Genomic DNA, 23,777 nt, shown 5'->3' with positions numbered 1-23,777 from the left:
TTGGCGGCCTGGTTTCACGAGATCTGTCATGTTCAAGCTGCCCCGCCTGCTGCCCGCCTTGTTGCTGGCTTTTTGCCTGCCCGCCCATGCCAACTGGCACCTCGATGGCGAGTCTTCGCGCCTTTCGTTCATTACCGGCAAGAACGGTAACACCGCCGAAGTGCACCGCTTCCTGGTGCTGCATGGCACGGTCGACCGCAAGGGTGTGGCCGGGTTGAGCATCGAGATGGACTCGGTGAGCAGCGGTATTCCGCTGCGTGATGAACGCATGCGCGAGGACCTGTTCGAGGTCGAGCGCTTTGCCGAAGCCAAGGTGCAGGCGCAACTGGACCTGCGGCCGATCAACGATCTGGCCAACGGTGCCCAGATCGAACTGCGCCTGCCATTGACCGTGACCCTGCATGGCCAGTCGCACAGCTACAACGCCCTGCTGCTGGCCACCCGCCTGGACGAGCGACGCTTCCAGGTGGTGACCCTTGAGCCCCTTGTGCTGCGCGCCGAGGATTTCGGCCTGCTGCCGGGGCTGCAACGCCTGCGCAAGCTCGCCGGGCTCAAGTCCATCAACCCGTCGGTGCCGGTTAGCGCGGTGCTGATCTTCACCGCCCGCTGACATGCCCGGGCCGGTCTTTCCCTGGCGGGATGGCAACCAGTTCGAACTGCTGATCGACGGCCCCGAGTTTTTTCCGCGCATGCTCCTGGCGATCATGCGCGCCGAGTTCCAGGTCGACCTGGAGCTGTACCTGGTCGAGGCCGGTGACTGCGCGGATGCGGTGGTCGAAGCGCTGGAGCAGGCTGCCCGACGTGGCGTGCGGGTGCGCTGCCTGTTCGACGATTATGGCTCGCTGGCTTTCAACAGCCAGTTGCGTCAGCGCCTGCTGGACGCAGGTGTGTACCTGCGCTGGTACAACCGCCTGCGCTGGAAACGTGGCCTGCGCAACCTGTACCGCGATCACCGCAAGTTGCTGCTGGTGGACGAGCGCTGGGCAGTGGTGGGCGGCACGGGCGTCACCGACGAGTTCTGGACACCGGGCGAGGCGACCAGTGAATGGCACGAGGTGATGGTGCAGATGCAGGGGCCGGTGGTAAGCGACTGGCAGTTGCTGTTCGACCGCCAGTGGCACGCCAACAACCGTCGCACCGCCTGGCGCCCCGCCGAGGGCTTTGGCCTGCCGCGCCTGCCCAAGGTGCCTGCGCAGGGGCAGGGCATGGGCCGGGTGGCCTATGCCGACGCCCGCCAGCACCAGGACATCCTGCATTCGCTGGTGCGGGCGATCAACAGCGGCAAGCAGCGAGTGTGGCTGGCCACGCCTTACTTCCTGCCGACCTGGAGCGTGCGCCGGTCGCTGCGCCGGGCTGCCGGCAAGGGGGTCGATGTGCGGCTGCTGCTGACCGGGCCGCGCACCGATCACCCCTCTGTACGTTACGCCGGGCACCGCTATTACCCGCGTCTGTTGCGCGCCGGGGTGCGCATCTATGAGTACCAGCCGTGTTTCCTGCACCTGAAGATGGTGCTGATCGACGACTGGGTCAGTATCGGCTCATGCAACTTCGATCACTGGAACCTGCGCTTCAACCTCGAGGCCAATATCGAGGCACTCGACCCGCCGCTGACGGCTGCCGTGCAGGCCAGTTTCGAGCGTGATTTCGCCTTGAGCGAGGTGGTCGACCTGGGCCACTGGAATGCCCGGCCGCTGTGGCGCCGGGTTAAGCAGCGGTTGTGGGGTTGGCTGGACCGGTTGGTGGTCAACTTGCTCGACCGTCGCGACTGAGACCGGCTATCGTGCAGTGACTGTCTCAAGGCAATCGAAGGAGTGGGTGCGATGACGGCGAAGAAAATTCTCATGTTGGTCGGCGACTACGTCGAAGATTACGAAGTCATGGTGCCGTTCCAGGCGCTGAGCATGGTCGGGCACACGGTGCATGCGGTATGCCCGGAAAAGGTCGCGGGGCAGACCGTGCGTACCGCGATTCATGATTTCGAGGGCGAACAGACCTACAGCGAAAAGCCGGGGCACAACTTTGCCCTGAACTACGATTTCGTGCGGGTGCGTGCCGAGGGTTACGACGCGTTGCTGATCCCGGGTGGACGTGCACCGGAGTACCTGCGCCTGGATGAAAAGGTCCTAGAGCTGGTGCGCGCATTCAACCAGGCCGGCAAGCCGATCGCGGCGGTATGCCATGGTGCCCAGTTGCTGGCGGCGGCCGGCGTGCTGGAAGGGCGCGAATGCAGTGCGTACCCGGCGTGCGCCCCGGAAGTGCGCTTGGCGGGCGGGACATTCATCGATATCGCGGTGGACCAGGCGCATGTGGACGGCAACCTGGTGACGGCACCGGCATGGCCTGCGCATCCGGCGTGGTTGGCGGCATTCCTCAAGGTGCTTGGTACCCGTATTGCCTGACAGGGCCTCTTCGCGGGCATGCCCGCTCCCACATGTACCTCACTGCTCTCAAGTCGTGTGGGATCCCTGTGGGAGCGGGCGTGCCCGCGAAGAGGCCAGTACAGGCAATACACTCTAATCAGGCCACCTGCTCGACCCAGTCATTGAGGTTGTAGTAGTTGGTCACCCGGGCAATCTTCCCGCAATGGATATAGAAGAACGCCCCCGCCGGCAGTACATAGGTCTGCCCGTTGGCCGCCGGCAACCCTTCGTCATCGGCCAGATATTCCCCATGCACGGTGAACTCCGCCGCCGCGCGGCTGCCGTCGGCGTTCTGCATCACCACGATATCGGCCAGGCGCTCGCGGTAGCAGCGGTTCATCTTGTCCATGAACGCTGCAAACCGGGCCTTGCCCATCTGCCGCTCGCCCTGGTTGATGTCGTGGATCACATCCTCGCTGAGCAGGGCGAGAAAGGCCGGCATGTCGCCAGCGTTGAAGGCGGCGTAGTAAGCATTTACCAGTTCGGTAGCGGTCATGGAACAATACCTGTCGTGGAGGGAAAAGGCGGGTCGTTGCTCCGGATGATAGGGTTTCCCCTCAAGCCCGGCTTAGCCGAGCGCGTCATCCACATCGACAAAACGACCGCCAAGCATGGAAATACGCCTGTTGCACGGCGCCGCTATCGCGCCTTACATCGATGACCTCGCTCGCCTGCGCCTTACCGTGTTCCGCGAGTTTCCCTACCTTTACGACGGCACCCCGGAGTACGAGGCCGACTACCTGGCCACCTATGCCCGCTCCGGGCGCAGCCTGGTGGTGCTGGCACTGGACGACGGCAAGGTCGTTGGTGCCTCCACCGGCCTGCCGCTGGTGGATGTCGCCCCCGAGTTCCAGCAGCCGTTCCTGGCCCAGGGGCGCGACCCGGCCAGCGTGTACTACTTCGGTGAATCGGTGGTACTGCCCGAGTACCGTGGCCAGGGCCTGGGGGTGCGCTTTTTCATCGAGCGCGAGTCCTACGCCCACAAGCTGGCCGAGTTCGACTACTGCGCGTTCTGTGCGGTCGAGCGGCCAGGCGTGCATCCACGGCGGCCAGCGGACTACAAGCCATTGCATGGCTTCTGGCGTAACCGCGGCTTCCTGCACGACCCGTCGCTGCGCACCAGCTACGCCTGGCGCGACCTGGACGAGCAGGAAAGCTCCGACAAGCTGATGTCGTTCTGGCTCAAGGAACTGCCGATATGATCCGTCTGGCGGCCTGCCAGTACGCCATCGAGCTGCATGAAACCTGGGATGCCTACGCCGACCACCTGCAAGGCCTGTGTGCCGAAGCGGTGGAGGCGGGGGCCCACCTGCTGCTGTTGCCGGAGTACGCCGGGCTGGTGCTCAGCGGGCAGCTGAGTGCCGAGCAGCGGGGTGACCTGAAGGCCTCCATCGCCGGTATCCAGCCGCTGATCGAGCCCTGGAGGGCCTTGTGCGAGAGCCTTGCCCGGCGCTGGGGAATCTACCTGCAACCGGGTAGCGTACCGGTGCTGGACAGCGATGGGCGCTACCGCAACCGTGCCTGGCTGTTCGGCCCCAAGGGCGTGCTGGGTTATCAGGACAAGCTGATGATGACCCGTTTCGAACGGGAGCAATGGGATATAGCCGCAGGCCAGGGGTTGCAGGTGTTCGACACCGAACTGGGGCGCCTGGGCATCCTGATCTGCTACGACAACGAATTCCCGATGCTGGCGCGGCGCCTGGCCGAGGGTGGTGCCGACCTGATCCTCGCCCCGAGCTGTACCGACACCGAGGCGGGTTACCACCGGGTGCGTATCGGTGCCCAGGCGCGGGCGCTGGAGAACCAGATTGCGGTGTTGCAGTGCCCCACGGTCGGGCTGGCGCCCTGGTCGCCGGCGCTGGACGAGAATATCGGCCGGGCAGGGCTGTTCGTGCCGCCGGATCATGGGATGCCGGGGGATGGGGTGGTGGCCTTGAGTGAAGAATCGAGCCCTGCAACCAGTCAGTGGCTGGTCTGTGAGGTGGACCTTGAGGAAGTACGGCGGGTGAGGCGGGAAGGGCAGGTATTTACCCGAAGGGATTGGCCGGAGCAGTTCGAAAGAATTGTGTAGAGCAGGGGCGGCCTCTTCGCGGGTGAACCCGCTCCCACAGGTAACGCGTAGCCCTCGGGCTTGCGCTGTACCTGTGGGAGCGGGCAAGCCCGCGAAGAGGCCGCCGCTGTTACATCAGGCTTACTTCACTTCGACTGCCAGGCTCTGGGCAATCTTGCTCTGCCACAGGGCAGGGCCAGTGATGTGTACCGACTCACCGTTGCTGTCCACGGCGACGGTCACCGGCATGTCCTTGACCTCGAACTCGTAGATCGCTTCCATGCCCAGCTCGGCGAAGGCCAGGACCTTCGACTTGCGGATGGCCTGGGCCACCAGGTAGGCAGCACCGCCGACGGCCATCAGGTACACGGCCTTGTTGTCCTTGATCGCTTCGATGGCGGCAGGGCCGCGCTCGGACTTGCCGATCATGCCCAGCAGGCCGGTCTGCTCGAGGATCTGGCGGGTGAACTTGTCCATGCGGGTGGCGGTGGTCGGGCCGGCAGGGCCTACCACTTCGTCACCGACCGGGTCGACCGGGCCAACGTAGTAGATGAAGCGGCCTTTCAGGTCCACCGGCAGCTCTTCGCCACGGTTGAGCATTTCGACCATGCGCTTGTGCGCGGCATCGCGGCCGGTCAGCATCTTGCCGTTGAGCAGGATGGTTTCGCCCGGCTTCCAGCTGGCGACCTCTTCCGGGGTGATGGCGTCGAGGTTGACGCGACGGGCGCTCGGGCCGGCTTCCCAGACGATTTCCGGGTAGGCGTCCAGCGACGGCGCTTCCAGCTCGGCCGGGCCGGAGCCATCGAGCACGAAGTGGGCGTGGCGGGTGGCGGCGCAGTTGGGGATCATGCACACCGGCAGCGAAGCGGCGTGAGTCGGGTAGTCCATGATCTTGACGTCGAGCACGGTGGTCAGGCCACCCAGGCCCTGGGCGCCAATGCCCAGCTGGTTGACCTTCTCGAACAGCTCCAGGCGGATTTCTTCCAGGCGGTTCTGCGGGCCACGGGCTTTCAGTTCGTGGATGTCGATGGACTCCATCAACACTTCCTTGGCCATCACGGCGGCCTTCTCGGCGGTACCGCCGATGCCGATGCCGAGCATGCCAGGCGGGCACCAGCCAGCGCCCATGGTCGGGACGGTCTTCAGTACCCAGTCGACGATCGAGTCGGACGGGTTGAGCATGGCCATCTTCGACTTGTTCTCCGAGCCGCCGCCCTTGGCTGCGACATCGACCTCGACCTTGTCGCCGGGGACGATGGAGTAGTGGATCACTGCCGGGGTGTTGTCCTTGGTGTTCTTGCGGGCACCGGCCGGGTCGGCCAGGATCGAAGCGCGCAGGACGTTTTCAGGCAGGTTGTAGGCGCGACGCACACCTTCGTTGATCATGTCGTCGACGCTCAGGGTGGCGCCGTCCCAGCGCACGTCCATGCCCACGCGCACGAACACGGTGACGATACCGGTGTCCTGGCAGATCGGGCGGTGGCCGGTGGCGCACATGCGCGAGTTGATCAGGATCTGGGCGATGGAATCGCGCGCAGCAGGCGACTCTTCACGCAGATAGGCCTCGTGCATGGCCTGGATGAAATCGACGGGGTGGTAGTACGAGATGAATTGCAGGGCGTCGGCGACGCTCTGAATCAGGTCGTCTTGCTTGATCACGGTCATGCAGCGCGCTCCTCTTAAAGACGGGAACATTCATTACGGCGCTCGACGGTGCCGACCAGCGTGTCGAAGCGCCTTGCAAGGCGCCGGCAGGTCAGGCCGACGGAAAAAGGCGCGGCAGTATAGCGCGCATCCGTGCCGGGCACACCTGCGGCCGGTCTGGGACCATGGTCGGCAGCTGGCAGGCATTGTTCTTGCTGACTTGTTGTAGAGATAGGATGCTTGGAGGGGGCTGCCCTGCAGCCCCTTCGCCGGCAAGCCAGCTCCCACAGGATTGCATCAGGCCTGAAGCCTGCACATTACCTGTGGGAGCTGGCTTGCCGGCGAAGGGCCGCAAAGCGGCCCCAGAAACTCAAGAGCTGGAAGAGATAGCTGAAAATGCCCGAACTTTGCGTGGGCGAGCGCCGCTGGGCGGTGCCGACCGGCAGCAACCTGCTCGATGCCCTGAACGAGGCCGGGCTGAATGTGCCCTACAGTTGCCGCGCCGGCAGTTGCCATGCCTGCCTGGTGCACTGCCTGGGCGGGCAACCGCTGGATGCCATGCCCGAGGCCCTGGCACAGGACAAGCATGCCCAGGGTTGGCGCCTGGCCTGCCAGTGCCGGGTAGTCGAGGACCTGCGCGTGGCGCTGTTCGACCCGCAGCAGGATGGCGTGCCTGCGCAGGTCTGTGCCCTGGACTGGTTCGGCGATGTGCTGCGCGTGCGGCTGCGGCCCGAACGGGCAATGCGTTACCAGGCGGGGCAGCATGTGGTGCTGTGGAATGGCGCGGTGGCACGGCCTTACTCCTTGGCCAGCCTGCCGGGCGAAGATGATTTTCTCGAGTTTCATATCGACTGCCAGCGCCCCGGCGCCTTCTGTGACCAGGCCCGTGGCTTGCAGCTGGGTGATGTGCTGCGCCTGGGCGAGCTAAGGGGTGGGGCCTTGCATTACGACCCGGACTGGCAGCAGCGGCCGCTGTGGTTGCTGGCGGCGGGGACCGGGCTGGCGCCGTTGTGGGGCATCTTGCGCGAGGCTCTGCGGCAGGGGCACCAAGGGGAAATCAGGGTCATGCATGTGGCGCGCGAGGGCGTTGGGCATTATCTGGCCGAGCCGTTGCGGGAGATGGCGGATGTGAATGTCGAGCTGGTACTGGCAGAGCAGCTGGATGAAGCGTTGGCCGGGTTGCGGCCGTCATCGCGGCAGACGATAGCGCTGGTGTGCGGGGCGCCGGGGAGTGTCGAGCGGTTTGCCCGGCGGCTGTTCATTGCCGGGGTGCCGCGGGGGCAGGTGTTTGCCGATGTGTTTGTCGAGCATGCCTGAGGCATTTGTGTTGATCGTGCCGGCCCATTCGCGGGCACGCCCGCTCCCACAGGTACAGCGCTAGCCTCAGGCTTGTTGCTAACCCTGTGGGAGCGGGCGTGCCCGCGAACGGGGCCATGGCGCGGCCCCTTGGCGGAATCAACCGACCAGCGGATCACCGACATGCAGGATCTTCATGCCATTGGTGCCACCGATGGTGTGGTAGCTGTCACCCTTGGTCAGGATTACCCAGTCACCTTGCTCCACCAGGCCACGCTTGAGCAGTTCGTCGACCGCTGCCTGGCTCACCTTGTCGGCCGGCAGCGAGGCCGGGTCGAAGGCGATCGGGTACACGCCGCGGAACATGTTGGCACGGGCCTGGGTGGCGCGGTGCGGCGACAGGGCGAAGATCGGCACATGCGAACGCAGGCGCGACATGATCAACGGGGTGTAGCCACTCTCGGTCAGGGCGATGATCGCCTTCACGCCCGGGAAGTGGTTGGCGGTGTACATGGCCGCCAGCGCGATGCTCTCGTCGCAGCGCTCGAAGGTGGTGTGCAGGCGGTGGCTGGACTTCTGGCTGGTCGGGTGCTTTTCGGCACCCAGGCAGATGCGGGCCATGGCCTGGACGGCTTCGATCGGGTAGGCACCGGCGGCACTCTCGGCCGACAGCATCACCGCGTCGGTGTTGTCCAGCACGGCGTTGGCCACGTCGGACACTTCGGCACGGGTCGGCATCGGGTTCTGGATCATCGACTCCATCATCTGGGTCGCCACGATCACCGCCTTGTTGTTGCGGCGGGCGTGCTGGATGATCTTCTTCTGGATGGCGATCAGCTCGGCGTCGCCGATTTCCACGCCCAGGTCGCCACGGGCGACCATGACGGCGTCGGAGGCGAGGATCAGCTTGTCGAGGGTTTCGTCGTCGGCCACCGCTTCGGCGCGTTCGATCTTGGCCACCAGCCAGGCGCTGCCGCCAGCTTCGTCACGCAGCTTGCGTGCGTATTCCATGTCGCTGGCGTCACGCGGGAAGGACACGGCCAGGTAGTCCAGGTCCATTTCCGCGGCCAGCTTGATGTCGGCCTTGTCTTTCTCGGTCAGGGCAGGTGCGGTCAGGCCGCCACCTTTACGGTTGATGCCTTTGTGGTCCGACAGCGGGCCACCGATGATCACCACGCAGTGCAGGGCATCTGCGGTGGCGGTCTCGACGCGCATCACCACGCGGCCATCGTCGAGCAGCAACTCGTCACCAACGCCGCAGTCCTTGACCAGGTCGGGGTAGTCGATACCGACGATGTCCTGGTTGCCTTCGGTCAGCGGGTGGGCGGTGGAGAAGGTGAACTTGTCACCGATCTTCAATTCGATGCGCTTGTTGGCGAACTTGGCGATGCGGATCTTCGGACCCTGCAGGTCGCCCAGCAGTGCAACATGGCGGCCGTTCTTGGCGGCGATGTCACGGATCAGGCGCGCGCGGGCCTTGTGCTCGTCCGGAGTGCCGTGGGAGAAGTTCAGGCGTGCCACGTCCAGGCCGGCGAGGATCAGCTGTTCGATCACTTCCGGCGAGTTGCTGGCGGGGCCAAGGGTGGCGACGATTTTGGTACGGCGGATGCTCATGCACAGACTCCTATAGTGAAGCGCAGCGAAAGGCTACTCCTGAATCTCGCTGTAGTCATTGTTCCGTTGCACTACCTGCGACCAAGGCAGGGTGGCATTTGAACGGGCAGGGTATCCTTGCAAAAGGGTGTGAAGATTTGCCGGCAAAGGCCGATACACTGGCATCAAAGGAGACCCCCATGCGAGCCCTGATCGTTTTAGCCCTGGCGGCCAGCGCCGTCGGCTGCACCCGCTGGTCCATGGACCACCACCTGAACAATGCCTACCGCGCCTACGACCGTGGCGATTGCGCACGGGTCATGCTCGAGCTGTCGCAGGTCGACCGCACCAGCCGTGCGCGACCGTTCATCCACCCCGAGGTGTCGCTGCTGCGCGGCCAGTGCCTGGAGCGCCAGGCCTTGTACGTGGATGCGGCGCAGACCTACCAGTACCTGATTCAGCAGTACCCGGGCAATGAATACGCCTATCGCGCCCAGGCACGCCTGCAGACCCTGGAGAAACTCGGCCATTTGCGCGGCGCCGAAGCCGCCGTGGCAAACCCGGTGACCGCCGCACCTTGGCGTTAACACCAAGGTGTGATTTATTTCACGGGATTTGCCGCGCGTGCTGCGCTAATCTGTAACTCAGCTGTTACAACAACCGCCAGTTCCACGTATTCCTGGCATCGGATACGGACTGCACTTGCGATCATGTTCAACAAGCGCCACATCGAACGCCATCAGCTGCCTTGTGTTCTCAAGGTGTTCAACCGCATTACCGGCCAGGCCATCGGCCAGCTGGGCAACGCCTCCGAAGACGGGCTGATGCTGATAAGCCAGCTACCTGTGCTGGTCGGGCCCGACTACGATCTGCAATTACGCCTGCCGCTGGTTGGTGGCGGGCATCAATTCGTCAACCTTACCGCCAGCTGCCTGTGGTGCCGCGAAGACCAGACGCCCGGGCACTACGATTCGGGCTTCATGCTGCTGCAGGCGCCCCGCGAGTACGACGAATTCGTCCGCTCGTTGCGCGACTATTTCAGTTTCCGCCCCGCCAACGCCTCTGCCTGAGCCTCGGGCCCAGGCTCGCTGGAGTCGCGCCAGAATCGCGCTAGAATCGGGTCGACCTCGATACAGGACGACCCCGTGACCTCCAGCATTTTCTGGCACGACTACGAAACCACCGGCATCAACCCGCGCTGCGACCGGCCGCTGCAGGTGGCCGGCGTGCGCACCGACTTCGACCTCAACGAAATCGACGAGCCGATCAGCCTTTATTGCCGGCCCTCCGACGATATCCTGCCGCACCCGGCCGCCTGCCTGGTGACCGGCATCACCCCGCAACTGCTGGCCGAGCAGGGCCTGTGCGAAGCCGAGTTCATGACCCGGGTGCATGCGCAGCTGGCGCACCCTGGTACCTGTGGCGCCGGCTACAACACCCTGCGCTTCGACGACGAAGTGACCCGCTACAGCCTGTACCGCAACTTTTTCGACCCTTATGCCCGAGAGTGGCAGGGTGGCAACAGCCGCTGGGACCTGATCGACATCGTACGCACGGCCTATGCATTGCGCCCGGACGGCATCGAGTGGCCGCAGCAGGACGGGCGCACCAGCCTGCGCCTGGAGCTGCTGAGCAAGGCCAATGGCATCGACCATGGGCATGCCCACGAAGCGCTTTCCGACGTGCGGGCAACCATCGCCCTGGCCCGCCTGATCCGGCAGAAACAGCCCAAGTTGTATGACTGGCTGTTCCAGTTGCGCAGCAAGCATAAAGTGATGGAGCAGATCCGTTTGTTGCAGCCACTGGTGCATATATCCGGGCGCTTCTCGGCGGCACGCAATTACCTTGGTGTCGTATTGCCACTGGCCTGGCACCCGCGTAATCGCAATGCACTGATTGTGTGCGACCTGCATCAGGAAACCCTACCGTTACTACGGGAAAGTGCTGAAGTTCTACGCCAGCGTTTGTATACCCGCCATGAAGAACTGGCCGAAGGCGAATTACCCGTGCCGCTCAAACTGGTGCAGATCAATCGCTGCCCGGTACTGGCGCCACTTTCGGTATTGCGTCCGGCCGATCAACAACGGTTGGGCCTGGACTTGACGTTGTTACAATTGCGCGGCGAAGAATTGGCCAAGCAACAGGCGCAATGGCAAGACAAGCTGGAACACATCTACGGCAAGGAAGACTTCACCCCGAGTGAAGACCCGGAACAACAGTTGTATGACGGTTTTCTGGGGGACCGTGACCGCCGCTTATGTGAGCAAGTTCGTGCACTGGAACCGGCGCAGTTGGGCCGTGGGCAGTGGATGTTCGATGACCCGCGCCTGCCTGAACTGTTGTTCCGCTATCGGGCGCGCAACTTCCCCGAGACCCTGACCGGCGAAGAGCGGCAACGCTGGTTCAGCTTCTGCCAGCAGCGCCTGAGCGACCCGCATTGGGGCGCGCCGAATACGCTGGGCGACTTCGAACAGGCGCGGCAGCAGGCCTGGGAGGGCGCCGACGAGGCGGGGCGGCGCGTGCTGGACGCGTGGCAGGTACATGTCCGGCAATTGCAGGCACAGTTTGCAATTGGCTGAGCGCTGACACAAAACGCGGACAAACAAAAACGCCGGCAATATGCCGGCGTTCTTGTTGCGATAAGCAGCAGGCGTGTGCGGACAATCAGTCCAGCAGGGTCGCCCAGCTTTCAACCACATCGCCACCCCACTTGGCTTTCCATTCTTTCAGGGTCTTGTGGTTGCCGCCTTTGGTTTCGATCACTTCATTGTTGTGCGGGTTCTTGTATTGCTTGACCTTGCGTGCACGCTTGGTGGCGGTAGTCTTGACCGCACCACGAGGTGCCTTGCTCAGTTTCGACTCTGGGTCGAGCAGGGCAATCACGTCGCGCAGCGACTTGGAGTACTCGCCCATCAGTGTGCGCAGTTTGCCTTCGAACTCCAGTTCTTTCTTCAGCTTGTCATCCTGCGACAGGTTGGCCAGGCGGGCCTGAAGTTCCTTGATGGCTTCTTCGGTAGCGCGGTACTCGTTGATCAGGGACATGGAGTGTTCCTTAATGCGTGTTCAGAAATGTGTGGGGCAATAATAGACAGGCAATACTCGCAAGTAAACATATTGTTGGGCAATTAACTGTTAACTAAGCTGTGACAACCATTTTCTACGTGAACAAAAATTTACAATTAACCCTGCATTTCGTCATGTCTGTCAGAGAATGCTGGCAGTGCATTTCGTCAGGAACACAGGCCACGGCCGCTGCGATCAATACTGCGTTTTTCCTGGCGGGCCGCTAGAATGAGCGCCTTTGCGAAGTTCTGGAGTCTCACTCATGCGCACCTATCGTCTGGTGATCGCCTGCCCCGACCGTGTTGGCATCGTGGCGAAAGTCAGTAATTTCCTGGCCTTGTACAATGGCTGGATCAACGAAGCCAGCCACCACTCCGATGAGCAGAGCGGTTGGTTCTTCATGCGCCATGAAATCCGCGCCGAATCGCTGCCATTCGGTATCGAAGCCTTCCGCGAGGCGTTTGCGCCGATCGCCGAAGAGTTCTCCATGACCTGGCGCATTACCGACTCGGCGCAGAAAAAGCGCGTGGTGCTGATGGCCAGCCGCGAGTCGCACTGCCTGGCCGACCTGCTGCACCGCTGGCACACCGATGAACTGGACTGCGAGATCCCTTGCGTGATCTCCAACCACAACGACCTGCGCAGCATGGTCGAGTGGCACGGTATTCCGTTCTTCCATGTACCGGTCGACCCCAAGGACAAGGCCCCGGCCTTTGCCGAAGTGTCGCGCCTGGTGCAGGAGCACGCCGCCGACGTGGTGGTGCTGGCCCGCTACATGCAGATCCTGCCGCCGCAACTGTGCCAGGACTATGCTGAAAAGGTGATCAACATCCACCACAGCTTCCTGCCGTCGTTCGTCGGCGCCAAGCCGTATCACCAGGCCGCCCTGCGTGGTGTGAAGCTGATCGGCGCGACTTGCCACTACGTCACCGAAGAGCTGGACGCCGGACCGATCATCGAGCAGGACGTGGTGCGTGTCAGCCATGCCGACAGCATCGACGACATGGTCCGCTTTGGCCGTGATGTGGAGAAGATGGTGCTGGCCCGTGGCCTGCGTTATCACCTGGAAGACCGGGTGCTGGTGCATGGCAACAAGACTGTAGTTTTTGATTGATGGCCTTGGGGCTGCTTTGCAGCCCATCGCCGGCAAGCCAGCTCCCACAGGTTTGCACATGGCTCGAGGTCGATGCGGTCGGTGTGGGAGCCGGCTTGCCGGCGAAGGGGGCGCAAGGCGCCCCCGACTATCTTGAGGCATACGCAATGGCCAAGACCCGCAACAACCCCACCGCCTCACCCCCACCCACACTCGGTGAAGGCTGCCTGGCCCGCTACGACCCCGAAGCCCTGGCCGACACCGATGGCACCGATTTCCCCGGCGCCGCCGAACTCTGGCAGCAGCTCAACCCGCCTGACGCCGCCAACGCTCCAGCAGCGGGCGCGCCAGCAGGCACACAAACACCGGCCCACCCGCCAGCAGATAAAAGTAGTAAGTGACAGCCCGCCATATCAGGATCGCCGCAGCTGCGGTCGAACTGCCCACCAGTGGCGTCAGCAAGCTGGCCGAAGTCAGCTCGGCGGCACCGGCACCGCCAGGCAGCAGGCTGAACTGGCCGGCACTGAGCGAGAGCATCTGTACCAAAAAGCTGGGAATCCACGCCAGGTCTACCCCCAACCCCCTCAATACCAGATACAACACGCTGTAGCGCAGGCCCCAGTGGGCGCAGGTCAGGGTGAACACCAGGGTCAGCGTGCGCTTGGGCAGGCGCCAGGTCTGCGCCAGTGCGTCGATGAAGCGCAGCAGCTTGCGCGCCCAGCGCCGCTTGCGCTGGCGGCTCATGCCCAGGCGGCGCAGCAGCCTGCCGTTCACGCGCATCACCGTGCGCCGGTAGCGCAGCAGGCCGATCACACCGGCCAGTGCCGTGCACAGCAGCAACGCGCTGCCCAGCAACATGCTTTCCTGGCTGCGGCCCAGGCTGTGGAACAGTGCATAGCCGGCAATCGCCAGCATCGCGCAGAAAAAGAACACCAAGTCGTTCAACTGATCCATGGCAAACACCGCGCCGCTGCGCGCCGGGCCGATCCGGTCACGTGCCAGCAGGGCCATCAGGGTCAAGGGGCCGCCGCTGCCGCCGGGGGTGGTACAGATGGCGAACTCGGTGGCCATCACCACACCCAGGCTGCGCAGGCGCCCAAGCCTTGCTCCTTGCTGGCCGAGCAACAGGCGCAAGCGGATGGCGTTGATGACCCAGCACAGCAGGATCATGCCCAGCAGGGTCAGCATCAGGCTGGGTGCGAAGCGCTGCAGCCTCGGTAGAAGCTCGCTGCCACCGAGCAGGGCTGGCACCAGCACGGCACCCAGCAGTGCCAGGGCCAGCCAGGCCAGGCGGTTCATGCGCTGGCCTGGCGGTCGAGCCAGGTGGACTTGGTCAGGGGCTCGCGGCCCTGTGCCAGTAGCGTGTGCAAGGTGTTCAGCCAATAGTCGCGGGACGCGCGATGGCGCATGTCCACCGGGTGCAGGCCCAGGCGCAGGGTCTGGGCGTCACGCCAGCGCCGGCATTGCCAGTCGCACAGCACCCGTGACAGGCCGCGACGCCAGGCGCTGCGGGCACTCCAGACCAGCCCAGGGGCCTTGATCGCGGTGAAGTCCGGTAAACGGTACAAGTGCTGTGGCGTGCTGGTGTAGCGCAGCGGCAGGAGGCGCAGTGCCTGGCGGGTGCCTTCGCTCATCAGCCAGGCAGGCGCGACAAAGCCGGCCACCGGCCAGCCCTGCTGGGCGAACAGGGCCAGGCCGTGCTCCAGGCGTTGCAGGGCCTGTTGCTGGTCCAGGGCGTAGAACTCGCCTTCATGGGTATAGATGCGGCGCATGAAGTATTCGCCGGGCGTGCGTGGTGGCGGGCCGTTGTCGGCATGGTAGAAGCCGTGCAGGGCAAGCTCGTCGCCCTGAGCCAGGCGCCGTTCGAGCAAGCGGCAGAAGGTGGGCGAGCGCTGCAGCGGGTTGCGGTGGTGAAAGTCCGGCACCACCAGCCAGGTCATGGGGATGCCGCCGATGGCGTCGACGGCCTGGACGAAGGGTTGATAGTCGGGCCAGGTTTCGGGCGCGACATCGTGCAGCACCAGCATCAGGCTGCGCGCTGGCGGCAGTGGCTCAGCCATGGGCACGGACCTGCGGTTGGTGGCCAAGCACGGCCTGGTAGTGCTGCAGCAGGCCGGCGACCACGTGGTCCCACGAATACTGCTGCTCGGCATGGCGACGGGCCTGAGCCCCGAGCTTGCGCACGCCGGCCTCGAACGCCTCCTGCACGGCCGTCGCCATGGCTTTGCTATCGTTGGGGCGGCACAGGCGCCCGCACTGTTCGTTGACGATTTCGCCGAAAGCACCGGCGCGCACGGCCACCACCGGCGTGGCGCTGGCCATCGCTTCGAGAATGACCAGGCCGAAGGTTTCCTGGTCGCCGGCGTGCACCAGCAGGTCGGCGCTGGCCATCAGCCGGGCGACTTCCGGAGCCGGGCAGAAGTGATCGATGACACTGACGTTCTGCGGCACGTTGGCCGGCATGTTCGAACCCACCAGCAGCAAGTGGTAGGGGTGGCCAAGGTGCTGCATGCACTCGAGCAGCACCGGCAGGTTCTTTTCCCGCGAGCCACGGCCGGCGTAGATCAGCAGGCGACTGGTGTCGGCAATGCCCAGTTCGGCACGCAGCTGCGGGTCGCGCTGGCTGGGGTGGAAGGTGGCCAGGTCGACGCCCAGGCGCTGCACGTGCACATCGCGCACCCCCAGGCGGCGCAACTTGTCGGCCATGACCTGGCTGGGGGCCAGGACCCGGTCGAAATTGCCGTACAGCTTGCTGACATAGGCCTCTACATTGGGGGTGAACCAGTTACCCATGCGGTTGCTGACCAGCAGCGGCAGGTCGGAATGGTAGAAGCCGATCACCGGCACATCGAGCTTGCGCCGCGCTTCCAGCGCAGCCCAGGCGGTCAGGTAGGGGTCGCCGACTTCGATCAGGTCGGGCTTGAGCCTGCGCAGTACATTGCACCAGGGGGCCAGGCGCACCGGGAAGCGGTAGCCATTGCCGAACGGCAGCGGCGGTGCGGGCACCTGGTAGATGCCATCGGCGTGCTGGGCGCTGGCACCGGGTATCAGCAAGCTGTGGCGGACGCCCTGGATGGCGTCGAGGCGGTGGTGTTTGGCATCAAGATAGGTACGTACGCCGCCACTGGCGGGGGCGTAGAACATGGTGATGTCGGCGATGTGCACGATCAGCATCCCTCCGGGATCGTCTTCGGGTCTGTCATCCGGCGCTAACGGGCCGGCGATGACGCGCCTAAAGGTTGACCTATCAGAAGGATAGTTTGTTCGATCGGGGTTGGGCGGGGCGGGGACGGCGGGGGAGCGGTGTGGGCTTCTTCGCGGGCTTGCCCGCTCCCACAGGAGTTACACAGGCCTCAGGGGGGTGTGCAGTTCCTGTGGGAGCGGGCGAGCCCGCGAAGCAGGCGACGCGGTTTGCGATCAGATGCGGAAGCTGCCCACCAGGTGCTTCAGGCGGCCGGCCTGCTGCTCCAGGTCGGAGCAGGCGCGCAGGGTGGCCTGCAGGTTTTCCACGCCTTCCTGGTTGAGCATGTTGATCTCGTTGATGTCCATGTTGATCGCCTCGACCACGGCGGTCTGCTCTTCGGTGGCGGTGGCCACCGACTGGTTCATGCCGTCGATCTCGCCGATGCGCACGGTAACGCTGTCCAGCCGCTCACCGGCCTGGTTGGCGATCTGCATGCTGTCCTGGCTGTGGCGCTGGCTCTGGTCCATGGTCTCGACCGATTCGCGCGCGCCGACCTGCAGTTCTTCGATCATGGTCTGCACCTGTTGCGCCGACTCCTGGGTGCGGTGCGCCAGGTTGCGTACTTCATCGGCGACAACCGCAAAACCACGCCCGGCTTCACCGGCGCGGGCCGCTTCGATGGCCGCGTTCAGCGCCAGCAGGTTGGTCTGCTGGGAAATGCTGGTGATCACCTCGAGGATCTGGCCGATGTTGACGGTCTTGCTGTTCAGCGTCTCGATGTGCGCGCTGGAAGTGACGATCAGGTCGGAGAGGCGGTTCATTGCCGCAATGTTGCGTTCCACCACCTGCTGCCCTTCTTCGGCCAGCAACCGCGCCGAACTGGCGTGCTGCGAAGCCTGGGCGGCGTTGCCGGCAATTTCCTGGGCAGCGGCGCCCAGTTCGTTGATGGCGGCGGCCACGCTGTTGGTGCGGTTGGACTGTTCGTCGGAGTTGGTCATCGACGAGTTCGAGGCACTGATGACCCGCAGGGCTACTTCGTTGACCTGCTCGGTGGCCGAGGACACTTCGCGGATCGAGCTGTGAATACGCTCGACGAAACGGTTGAAGGCGCTGCCCAGGATGCCGAATTCGTCATGGTTGTGGATACGCAGGCGCTTGGTCAGGTCGCCTTCACCTTCGGCGATGTCTTCCATGGCGCGGGTCATGGTGTGCAGCGGCTGCATCAGCACACGGATCAGCAGGCCGAGCAGGCCGATGATGATCACCACCGCCACCAGCGTGGCGATCACCGCCGAGGTGCGGAAGGTGCTGAGCATCGAGAATGCCTTGTCCTTGTCCACCGACAGGCCGATGTACCAGTTGGCCGAAGGCAGGCCGGTGATCGGGGTGAAGGTCAGCAGGCGGGCCTGGCCTTCGCTCTGCACTTCGGTCAGCTCACCGGTCAGTTTCGGCGTGTGCTGCGGGAACAGGTCCGACAGCGACTTCATCACCAGGTCTTTGTCCGGGTGCACCAGGATCTTGCCCTGGTCGTTGACCAGGAAGGCGTAGCCCATGCCGCCGAAGTTCAGCGAGTTGATGATCTGCACCAGGCCGTCCAGGGCCAGGTCGCCACCGACCACGCCGACACTGGCGGAAACCTTGCTGAGGATGCCGATGACCATCTTGTTGGTGGTCATGTCGATGTACGGCTCGGTCAGGGTCGCGCCGGCGGCATTCATGCCGTCCTTGTACCAGGGGCGGGTGCGCGGGTCGTAGCCGTCGGGCATTTTCGAATCAGGGCGCACGCTGAAGCCGCCGTCGACCTTGCCCAGGTAGACGGTGAGGAAGCTGGAAACCAGCGCATTCTGGCCCATCAGGGTTTCGGCGTTGGTCGGGTCCTGGGCTATGTTCTGTGCCAGGTTTTCCACCAGCTTGATACGGCCTTCGAACAGGTTGCGGATATTGGTCGAAGTGGAAGCGCCCATTTCAGCCAGATAGTTTTCGAGGTCCTCGCGGATCGCATTACGCTGGAGGTAATCGTTGTAGAGCGTGAAAAGGCTGAAGGCGAGTATCACGATCAGTGACGCTGCCAAAAGAATCTTGTGGCTGAAACGAAGGCTTTTGTTCATGGCGTAATCGGTTCCGCTAAGGTTTCATATCAGGCGTTTGCACGCGTGGAGTCGCAAAGCAGTGCAACATCCCGAAAAATTCCCTTTTCGGTTGTTCCTCTCTATTAAGGCGAATATCACCCACAGGTATCGGCCGAATTACGGTAAAGCTTGAGCAGAGGATTAAAGAGATGTCGGAAATTTCGACCATCGTTGTAGGCGCTGGCCCGGATGGCCAGCCAGTTGGGCAAGCGATGAGGCTGGCTAACCGCCATGGCCTGGTGGCGGGCGCGACGGGTACTGGCAAGACCGTCACCCTGCAGCATCTGGCGGAAGCGTTCAGTGACGCGGGGGTTGCGGTGTTCGCTGCCGATGTCAAAGGTGACCTGTGCGGCCTGGGCGCTGCTGGTGCACCGCAGGGCAAGGTGGCCGAGCGCATCGCCGGCATGCCCTGGCTGGGGCACAGGCCCCAGGCTTACCCGGTGAGCCTGTGGGACATTGCCGGGCAGTCCGGCCACCCGCTGCGCACCACCCTCAGTGAAATGGGGCCGCTACTGCTGGGCAACCTGCTGGAACTGACCGACAGCCAACAGGCGGCGCTGTACGCGGCGTTCAAGGTGGCCGACCGTGAAGGCCTGCTGCTGCTCGACCTCAAGGACCTCAAGGCGCTGCTCGCGCACCTGAAGGACAACCCGCAATTGCTGGGCGAAGACAGCGCGCTGATGACCACGGCCTCCACCCAGGCGCTGTTGCGCCGGTTGGCGACCCTGGAGCAGCAGGGCGCCGAAGCGTTGTTCGGTGAGCCGGGGCTGCAGCTCGAGGACCTCCTGCGGCCAGACCCGGATGGCCGTGGGCGTATCCACCTGCTGGACGCCAGCCGGTTGGTTCACGATGCCCCCAAGGTGTACGCGACCTTCCTGTTGTGGCTGCTGGCCGAGTTGTTCGAGCAGCTGCCCGAGCGCGGTGATGCCGACAAGCCGGTGCTGGCGTTGTTCTTCGATGAAGCACACTTGTTGTTCAACGATACGCCCAAGGCATTGCAAGATCGCCTGGAGCAGGTGGTGCGGCTGATTCGTTCCAAGGGTGTGGGGGTGTACTTCGTTACCCAGTCGCCGGGGGATTTGCCGGACGCGGTGCTGGCCCAGTTGGGCTTGCGCATTCAGCATGGCTTGCGGGCGTTTACCGCCAAGGAGCAGAAGTCGCTGCGGGCGGTGGCTGATGGCTTCCGCCCCAACCCGGCGTTCGACACCCTGGCGGTGCTGACTGAACTGGGCATTGGCGAGGCACTGGTGGGGACGTTGGAAGAGAAGGGCACGCCAGCGATGGTGCAACGGGTGCTGATTGCACCGCCGCAGTCGCGTATCGGGCCGTTGAGTGCGGCTGAGCGCAGTGCGCTGATTGCCGATTCGCCGCTGGCGGGGCGTTACGACAAGCCGGTGGACCGTGAGTCGGCGTATGAGATGCTGACCCAGCGCAAGGGTGAGCCGGTGGAGCCCGCGCCGCAACCCAAGGCAGATGAAGAGAGCTTTGCCGACAAGGCCGGTGAGTTCTTGCAGAGTGCGGCAGGGCAGGCCATCAAGTCGGCGGTGCGCCAGGCGGCCAACCAGTTGGGGCGGCAGTTGGTGCGTGGGTTGATGGGGTCGTTGCTGGGGGGCAAGAAAAGGTAGTTTGCCTGTACCGGCCCTATCGCCGGCAAGCCAGCTCCCACAGGTACTGCACAGGCCTTGCGGGCGGTGCAATACCTGTGGGAGCTGGCTTGCCGGCGATAGGGCCGGTACAGGAATGACACCTATGAAAAAGGCGCCCGTCAGGCGCCTTTTTCTATTGCGGTATCACTCAGCCAATGGCTTTGGACGCCAGCCAGAACAGGCCGGCCGCCAGCCCCATCGACGCAGGCAGGGTCAGTACCCAGGCCAGCAGGATGGTCTTAACGGTGCCGCCTTGCAGGCCGCTCTTGTTGGCGACCATGGTGCCGGCCACACCGGACGACAACACGTGGGTGGTCGATACCGGCAGGGCGAAGATGTTGGCCATGCCGATGGCGCAAGCCGCGGTGATCTGCGCCGACATGCCCTGGGCATAGGTCATGCCCTGCTTGCCGATCTTCTCGCCAACGGTCAGTACCACGCGCTTCCAGCCGACCATGGTACCCAGGCCCAGGGCCAGGGCGACGGCCACGATCACCCAGAACGGGGCGTACTCGGTGGTGGCGGTCAGGTCTTTGCGCAGTTTTTCCAGGTCGGCCTTTTCACGGGCTTCCAGGCCTGGCAGCTTGCCGACCTTCTTCGCCGTGTCGTCCAGGCACAGCAGGTAGCGGCGCACTTCGACACGCTTGTCGGCACTCAGGCTGTGGTAGTCGGTCACGCCCTGCAGCGAGGATTGCAGCGCGGCAATGGTCGGCTCGGTCTGCTGCGGGTTGCAGCTGAACTGCTCCGGCAGGTCGCTGGCCTTGGCCTTGCCCAGTGCCAGGAACTCGCCCAGGGTGGCGGCGTTGCGCTGGTAGAACTGGCTCATGTGCAGGGTGGCGTCGCGGGTACGCTCGATCTGATAGGTGGTGCTGTTCAGGTCGAGAACGAACTTGGCCGGAACGATACCGATCAGCACCAGCATGATCAGGCCGATGCCTTTCTGGCCGTCGTTGGAGCCGTGCACGAAGCTCACGCCCATGGCCGAAACCACCAGTACCAGGCGGTTCCAGAACGGCGGGTGCTTCTTGTCGTCGAGCTTGCGGCGCTGCTCGGGGGTCTTGTGCATCTTCGACAGCGGGCGCCACCACTTCAGGCCGATCAGTACCAGGGCGGCAACGGCGAAGCCGGCCATCGGCGAGACCACCAGCGACATGGCGATGTCGATCGCCTTCTGCCAGTTGACGCCGTCGCCCAGCGGGATGTCGTTGATCAGGGCGTTGGCCAGGCCGACGCCGAGGATGGAGCCGATCAGCGTGTGCGAGCTGGAGGCGGGGATACCGAAGTACCAGGTGCCCAGGTTCCAGGTGATGGCCGCAGCCAGCAGCGAGAAGACCATGGCCAGGCCGTGTCCGGTGTTCACATTGATCAGCAGCTCTACCGGCAGCAGGTGCACGATGGCATAGGCCACCCCGACACCGCCGAGCAGAACGCCAAGGAAGTTGAACACGCCGGAGAAGAACACGGCGAGGTGCGGCGGCATGGCTTTGGTATAGATGACGGTAGCTACCGCGTTGGCGGTGTCATGAAAGCCATTGATGAACTCGAAGGCGAGCACGAAGGTCAAGGCGAGCAGCAGGCTCACCAACACCCAGGCATCCAGTCCGCTGAATAATTCGATCATGAAGGTTGTCTGGCGGTCTTAGGGGGGCGGGATTATGCCAGAAAACCTTGGCAATCGATGCATCCGCGACAGACCGACGGCAATCTTCCTGTCGGGAGCGTAATGTGCACGGAGGGGCGTGCAGGAAGGGAAATGTCCGCTAAAACGCGCAAAACCTGGCGAAAACCGGCAAAAAGCTGGAGAAAAAGCCGCTTCGCTTCTGTTCAAACGGCCGTATGAAATTTGTGTAATTCCATTTCACCTTCGGCCAGACAGTAAAGATCGACCGCGCCCGGGCTGGCCGGGCGACGACGCGCTGGCGTGGTCCCGGGGTCAGGGAGTGTCGCTGCGCAGTTCCTTTTCCATGCGTTCCAGTTCCTGGCTGAAGGCCTGGTCGCGCACGCTTGCGCGCTTGCGCCAAGGTTTGCGTTCCGGATCCGGTTGTGCGGCGTAAGTGGTGACTTCGCCACCGTAAACATCCTTGTAACGTTCAGCCTGGCGCTCGAGTTCCGCGCGCAGTTCATCTTTCGTCACAGTAGTACCTGAATTAGTTTTGATGAGTGTTGTTATGCGCTGTGCAGCGTGCACATGCCTTGCTGGCCGCAACGGTTTGATACAGCGGAAGGTTCCATTGCCACGGCATCGTCGAGGCCTGCGCAATCGATTATAGCAACCGATATTTCGCCGAACATCGTTATTTACCCAACCCTGACATCACCAGACGCAAGTAACGCAATGCATCCGACAACAGTTTGGGCCTTTCGTACAAGTTTGAAAGGCAAGACGGACAAAAGTTCGTTGCAATGCAGCAGCGGGACCGTCGACCGGGAGGGTAATGAAAAACGGCCTCGCCAAAAGGCGAGGCCGTTGCCTGGGGACTTCTACGGTGGGTACCTGACCAGTCTCTCCAAAGAAGCCACAAGTGGCATGAGAAAGGTATAAGTAAAAGTGTCAGCGGTCAATTGCGATTATCGGCCGTTTGTTCGATAATCGCACGAGTGGGCGTTTTTTTTGAGGTGTGCGATGAGTGACGAAACCCTGGCCAACGATTCCGTCAATCCAGAGTCGGGCAACCCGGAGCAGGGGCGGTCTGCCTCGGCAGCCCTGGCACCGCCGATCGTGGCTTCCCCGGCAAAGCGCATCCAGGCCTTTACTGGCGACCCGGACTTCATGACCTCCCTGGCGCGAGGCCTGGCTGTGATCCAGGCTTTCCAGGAACGCAAGCGTCACCTGACCATCGCCCAGATCAGCCACCGCACCGAAATCCCCCGTGCGGCGGTACGCCGTTGCCTGCACACGTTGATCAAGCTGGGTTACGCCACCACCGACGGGCGCACCTATTCGCTGTTGCCCAAAGTGCTGACGCTGGGGCATGCGTACCTGTCGTCGACGCCGCTGGCGATTTCCGCCCAGCCTTACCTGGACCGCATCAGCGACCAGCTGCACGAGGCGGCCAACATGGCCACGCTCGAAGGTGACGACATTCTTTATATAGCCCGTTCGGCCACCGTGGAGCGGCTGATTTCGGTCGACCTGTCGGTGGGCGGGCGCCTGCCAGCCTATTGCACATCGATGGGGCGTATTCTGTTGGCGGCCATGGACGACACCAGCCTGCGTGAATACCTGGAGCGTGCCGACCTGAAGGCGCGAACCAGCCGTACCTTGCATGACCCCGAGTCGCTGTTCGCCTGTATCCAGCAGGTGCGCGCCCAGGGCTGGTGCGTGGTGGACCAGGAGCTGGAGCAGGGGCTGCGCTCGATTGCGGTGCCGGTGTATGACGCCTCGGGGCAGGTGTTGGCGGCGTTGAATGTGAGTACCCATGTCGGGCGGGTGACGCGCAGTGAACTGGAGCAGCGGTTCTTGCCGATCCTGCTGGCGGCCAGCCGGGACCTTTGCCATCAGTTGTTTGGCTGAGCCTGCCGGGGGCCGCTTTGCGGCCCAATCGCGACACAAGGCCGCTCCCACAAGGGCCTCGCATATATCAAATATTGTGCGATACCTGTGGGAGCGGCCTTGTGTCGCGATTGGGGCGCACAGCGCCCCCTTTCAAATTTAGAAC

21 protein-coding genes and 2 pseudogenes are annotated in these 23,777 nt (G+C 63.6%); 12 read left to right on the top strand and 11 right to left on the bottom strand.

All coding sequences use genetic code 11. From position 1 onward, the window contains the following. Positions 1–28 precede the first annotated feature (28 nt). Genes B2790_RS12790 through B2790_RS12780 form a run of 3 tightly spaced genes read left to right on the top strand, consistent with a single transcriptional unit; the run spans position 29 to position 2,399 of the window. Positions 29–610 (top strand): YceI family protein, encoded by a 582-nt coding sequence (locus B2790_RS12790; protein ID WP_025340510.1) that lies wholly within the window; start codon positions 29–31, stop codon positions 608–610. 1 nt (position 611) lies between these two features. Next, positions 612–1,769 carry a phospholipase D-like domain-containing protein gene (locus tag B2790_RS12785; RefSeq protein WP_025340509.1) on the top strand — a complete coding sequence of 386 codons (1,158 nt, stop codon included), beginning with the start codon at positions 612–614 and terminating at the stop codon, positions 1,767–1,769. Positions 1,770–1,820: 51 nt separating this feature from the next. Then, on the top strand, positions 1,821–2,399 hold the full coding sequence (locus tag B2790_RS12780) for a DJ-1/PfpI family protein (RefSeq protein WP_025340508.1): 579 nt from the start codon (positions 1,821–1,823) through the stop codon (positions 2,397–2,399). Between the two features lie 118 nt (positions 2,400–2,517). On the opposite strand, the gene B2790_RS12775 is transcribed toward B2790_RS12780, so the two are convergent. Continuing rightward, complete coding sequence (locus B2790_RS12775) at positions 2,518–2,916, bottom strand: nuclear transport factor 2 family protein (RefSeq protein WP_025340507.1); 399 nt, start codon at positions 2,914–2,916, stop codon at positions 2,518–2,520. Between the two features lie 115 nt (positions 2,917–3,031). Between B2790_RS12775 and B2790_RS12770 the strand changes: the two genes are divergently transcribed. Together B2790_RS12770 and B2790_RS12765 are read left to right on the top strand one after the other, a co-directional pair. Beyond that, positions 3,032–3,622, top strand: coding sequence for a GNAT family N-acetyltransferase (locus B2790_RS12770; protein ID WP_013974061.1), 591 nt, complete (start codon positions 3,032–3,034; stop codon positions 3,620–3,622). Beyond that, positions 3,619–4,491 carry a carbon-nitrogen hydrolase family protein gene (locus tag B2790_RS12765; RefSeq protein WP_286918949.1) on the top strand — a complete coding sequence of 291 codons (873 nt, stop codon included), beginning with the start codon at positions 3,619–3,621 and terminating at the stop codon, positions 4,489–4,491. Before B2790_RS12770 ends, B2790_RS12765 begins: the two co-directional genes overlap by 4 nt. A gap of 120 nt (positions 4,492–4,611) precedes the next feature. Here the strand turns inward: B2790_RS12765 and B2790_RS12760 are convergent, their stop codons facing one another. Beyond that, positions 4,612–6,135, bottom strand: a complete 1,524-nt coding sequence (locus B2790_RS12760) for a fumarate hydratase (RefSeq protein ID WP_025340505.1) — start codon at positions 6,133–6,135, stop codon at positions 4,612–4,614. Between the two features lie 375 nt (positions 6,136–6,510). Here B2790_RS12760 and B2790_RS12755 point away from each other — a divergent pair, with 375 nt between their 5' ends. Beyond that, positions 6,511–7,431, top strand: coding sequence for an iron-sulfur-binding ferredoxin reductase (locus tag B2790_RS12755; RefSeq protein ID WP_286918948.1), 921 nt, complete (start codon positions 6,511–6,513; stop codon positions 7,429–7,431). 138 nt (positions 7,432–7,569) lie between these two features. Here the strand turns inward: B2790_RS12755 and pyk are convergent, their stop codons facing one another. After that, a complete protein-coding gene (gene pyk, locus B2790_RS12750) occupies positions 7,570–9,024 on the bottom strand; it encodes a pyruvate kinase (protein WP_013974057.1) in 1,455 nt (484 codons plus the stop codon). Positions 9,025–9,203: 179 nt separating this feature from the next. On the opposite strand from pyk, the gene B2790_RS12745 reads away from it, so the two are divergent. The 3 genes from B2790_RS12745 to sbcB all read left to right on the top strand — a co-directional run bounded on the left by B2790_RS12745 (position 9,204) and on the right by sbcB (position 11,582). After that, on the top strand, positions 9,204–9,590 hold the full coding sequence (locus B2790_RS12745) for a hypothetical protein (protein WP_025340503.1): 387 nt from the start codon (positions 9,204–9,206) through the stop codon (positions 9,588–9,590). A 123-nt stretch (positions 9,591–9,713) separates the two neighbouring features. Further along, positions 9,714–10,073, top strand: a complete 360-nt coding sequence (locus B2790_RS12740; protein WP_025340502.1) for a PilZ domain-containing protein — start codon at positions 9,714–9,716, stop codon at positions 10,071–10,073. A gap of 75 nt (positions 10,074–10,148) precedes the next feature. Then, a complete protein-coding gene (gene sbcB / locus B2790_RS12735; RefSeq protein ID WP_286918947.1) occupies positions 10,149–11,582 on the top strand; it encodes an exodeoxyribonuclease I in 1,434 nt (477 codons plus the stop codon). A gap of 85 nt (positions 11,583–11,667) precedes the next feature. Here sbcB and mvaT read toward each other — a convergent pair whose 3' ends face one another. Continuing rightward, positions 11,668–12,045 carry a histone-like nucleoid-structuring protein MvaT gene (gene mvaT / locus B2790_RS12730; RefSeq protein WP_003259590.1) on the bottom strand — a complete coding sequence of 126 codons (378 nt, stop codon included), beginning with the start codon at positions 12,043–12,045 and terminating at the stop codon, positions 11,668–11,670. 283 nt (positions 12,046–12,328) lie between these two features. Between mvaT and purU the strand changes: the two genes are divergently transcribed. Then, on the top strand, positions 12,329–13,180 hold the full coding sequence (purU, locus tag B2790_RS12725) for a formyltetrahydrofolate deformylase (protein ID WP_023662871.1): 852 nt from the start codon (positions 12,329–12,331) through the stop codon (positions 13,178–13,180). Between the two features lie 285 nt (positions 13,181–13,465). Here purU and B2790_RS12715 read toward each other — a convergent pair whose 3' ends face one another. The 5 genes and pseudogenes from B2790_RS12715 to B2790_RS25005 form a co-directional block, all read right to left on the bottom strand. After that, entirely contained in the window at positions 13,466–14,458 is a 993-nt protein-coding gene (locus B2790_RS12715; protein WP_061551882.1) for a lysylphosphatidylglycerol synthase transmembrane domain-containing protein, read from the bottom strand. Continuing rightward, positions 14,455–15,219 carry a DUF2334 domain-containing protein gene (locus tag B2790_RS12710; RefSeq protein WP_137162348.1) on the bottom strand — a complete coding sequence of 255 codons (765 nt, stop codon included), beginning with the start codon at positions 15,217–15,219 and terminating at the stop codon, positions 14,455–14,457. Before B2790_RS12710 ends, B2790_RS12715 begins: the two co-directional genes overlap by 4 nt. Continuing rightward, on the bottom strand, positions 15,212–16,333 hold the full coding sequence (locus B2790_RS12705; protein WP_025340498.1) for a glycosyltransferase family 4 protein: 1,122 nt from the start codon (positions 16,331–16,333) through the stop codon (positions 15,212–15,214). The genes B2790_RS12710 and B2790_RS12705 overlap by 8 nt, the downstream gene beginning before the upstream one ends. 243 nt (positions 16,334–16,576) lie before the next feature. After that, a pseudogene (locus B2790_RS25010) lies at positions 16,577–17,173 on the bottom strand (methyl-accepting chemotaxis protein); the annotation flags it as partial. Positions 17,174–17,434: 261 nt separating this feature from the next. Further along, a pseudogene (locus B2790_RS25005) lies at positions 17,435–18,451 on the bottom strand (HAMP domain-containing protein); the annotation flags it as partial. 170 nt (positions 18,452–18,621) lie between these two features. Between B2790_RS25005 and B2790_RS12695 the strand changes: the two are divergent. Further along, positions 18,622–20,097 carry a helicase HerA-like domain-containing protein gene (locus tag B2790_RS12695; protein WP_085706234.1) on the top strand — a complete coding sequence of 492 codons (1,476 nt, stop codon included), beginning with the start codon at positions 18,622–18,624 and terminating at the stop codon, positions 20,095–20,097. A gap of 169 nt (positions 20,098–20,266) precedes the next feature. On the opposite strand, the gene B2790_RS12690 is transcribed toward B2790_RS12695, so the two are convergent. Both B2790_RS12690 and B2790_RS12685 read right to left on the bottom strand, forming a co-directional pair. Beyond that, a complete protein-coding gene (locus tag B2790_RS12690) occupies positions 20,267–21,739 on the bottom strand; it encodes an inorganic phosphate transporter (RefSeq protein WP_025340495.1) in 1,473 nt (490 codons plus the stop codon). A 312-nt stretch (positions 21,740–22,051) separates the two neighbouring features. Further along, a complete protein-coding gene (locus B2790_RS12685) occupies positions 22,052–22,252 on the bottom strand; it encodes a hypothetical protein (protein WP_003259583.1) in 201 nt (66 codons plus the stop codon). A 489-nt stretch (positions 22,253–22,741) separates the two neighbouring features. Between B2790_RS12685 and pcaR the strand changes: the two genes are divergently transcribed. After that, on the top strand, positions 22,742–23,632 hold the full coding sequence (gene pcaR / locus B2790_RS12680) for a pca regulon transcriptional regulator PcaR (protein WP_025340494.1): 891 nt from the start codon (positions 22,742–22,744) through the stop codon (positions 23,630–23,632). Positions 23,633–23,777: the final 145 nt, after the last annotated feature.

This window comes from Pseudomonas sp. UBA6753, assembly GCF_002453565.1.
Taxonomy (GTDB): Bacteria; Pseudomonadota; Gammaproteobacteria; order Pseudomonadales; family Pseudomonadaceae; genus Aquipseudomonas; species Aquipseudomonas putida_Z.
Note: the sequence above shows the minus strand (reverse complement) of the source record. Positions and strands in the feature narration are given on the sequence as shown.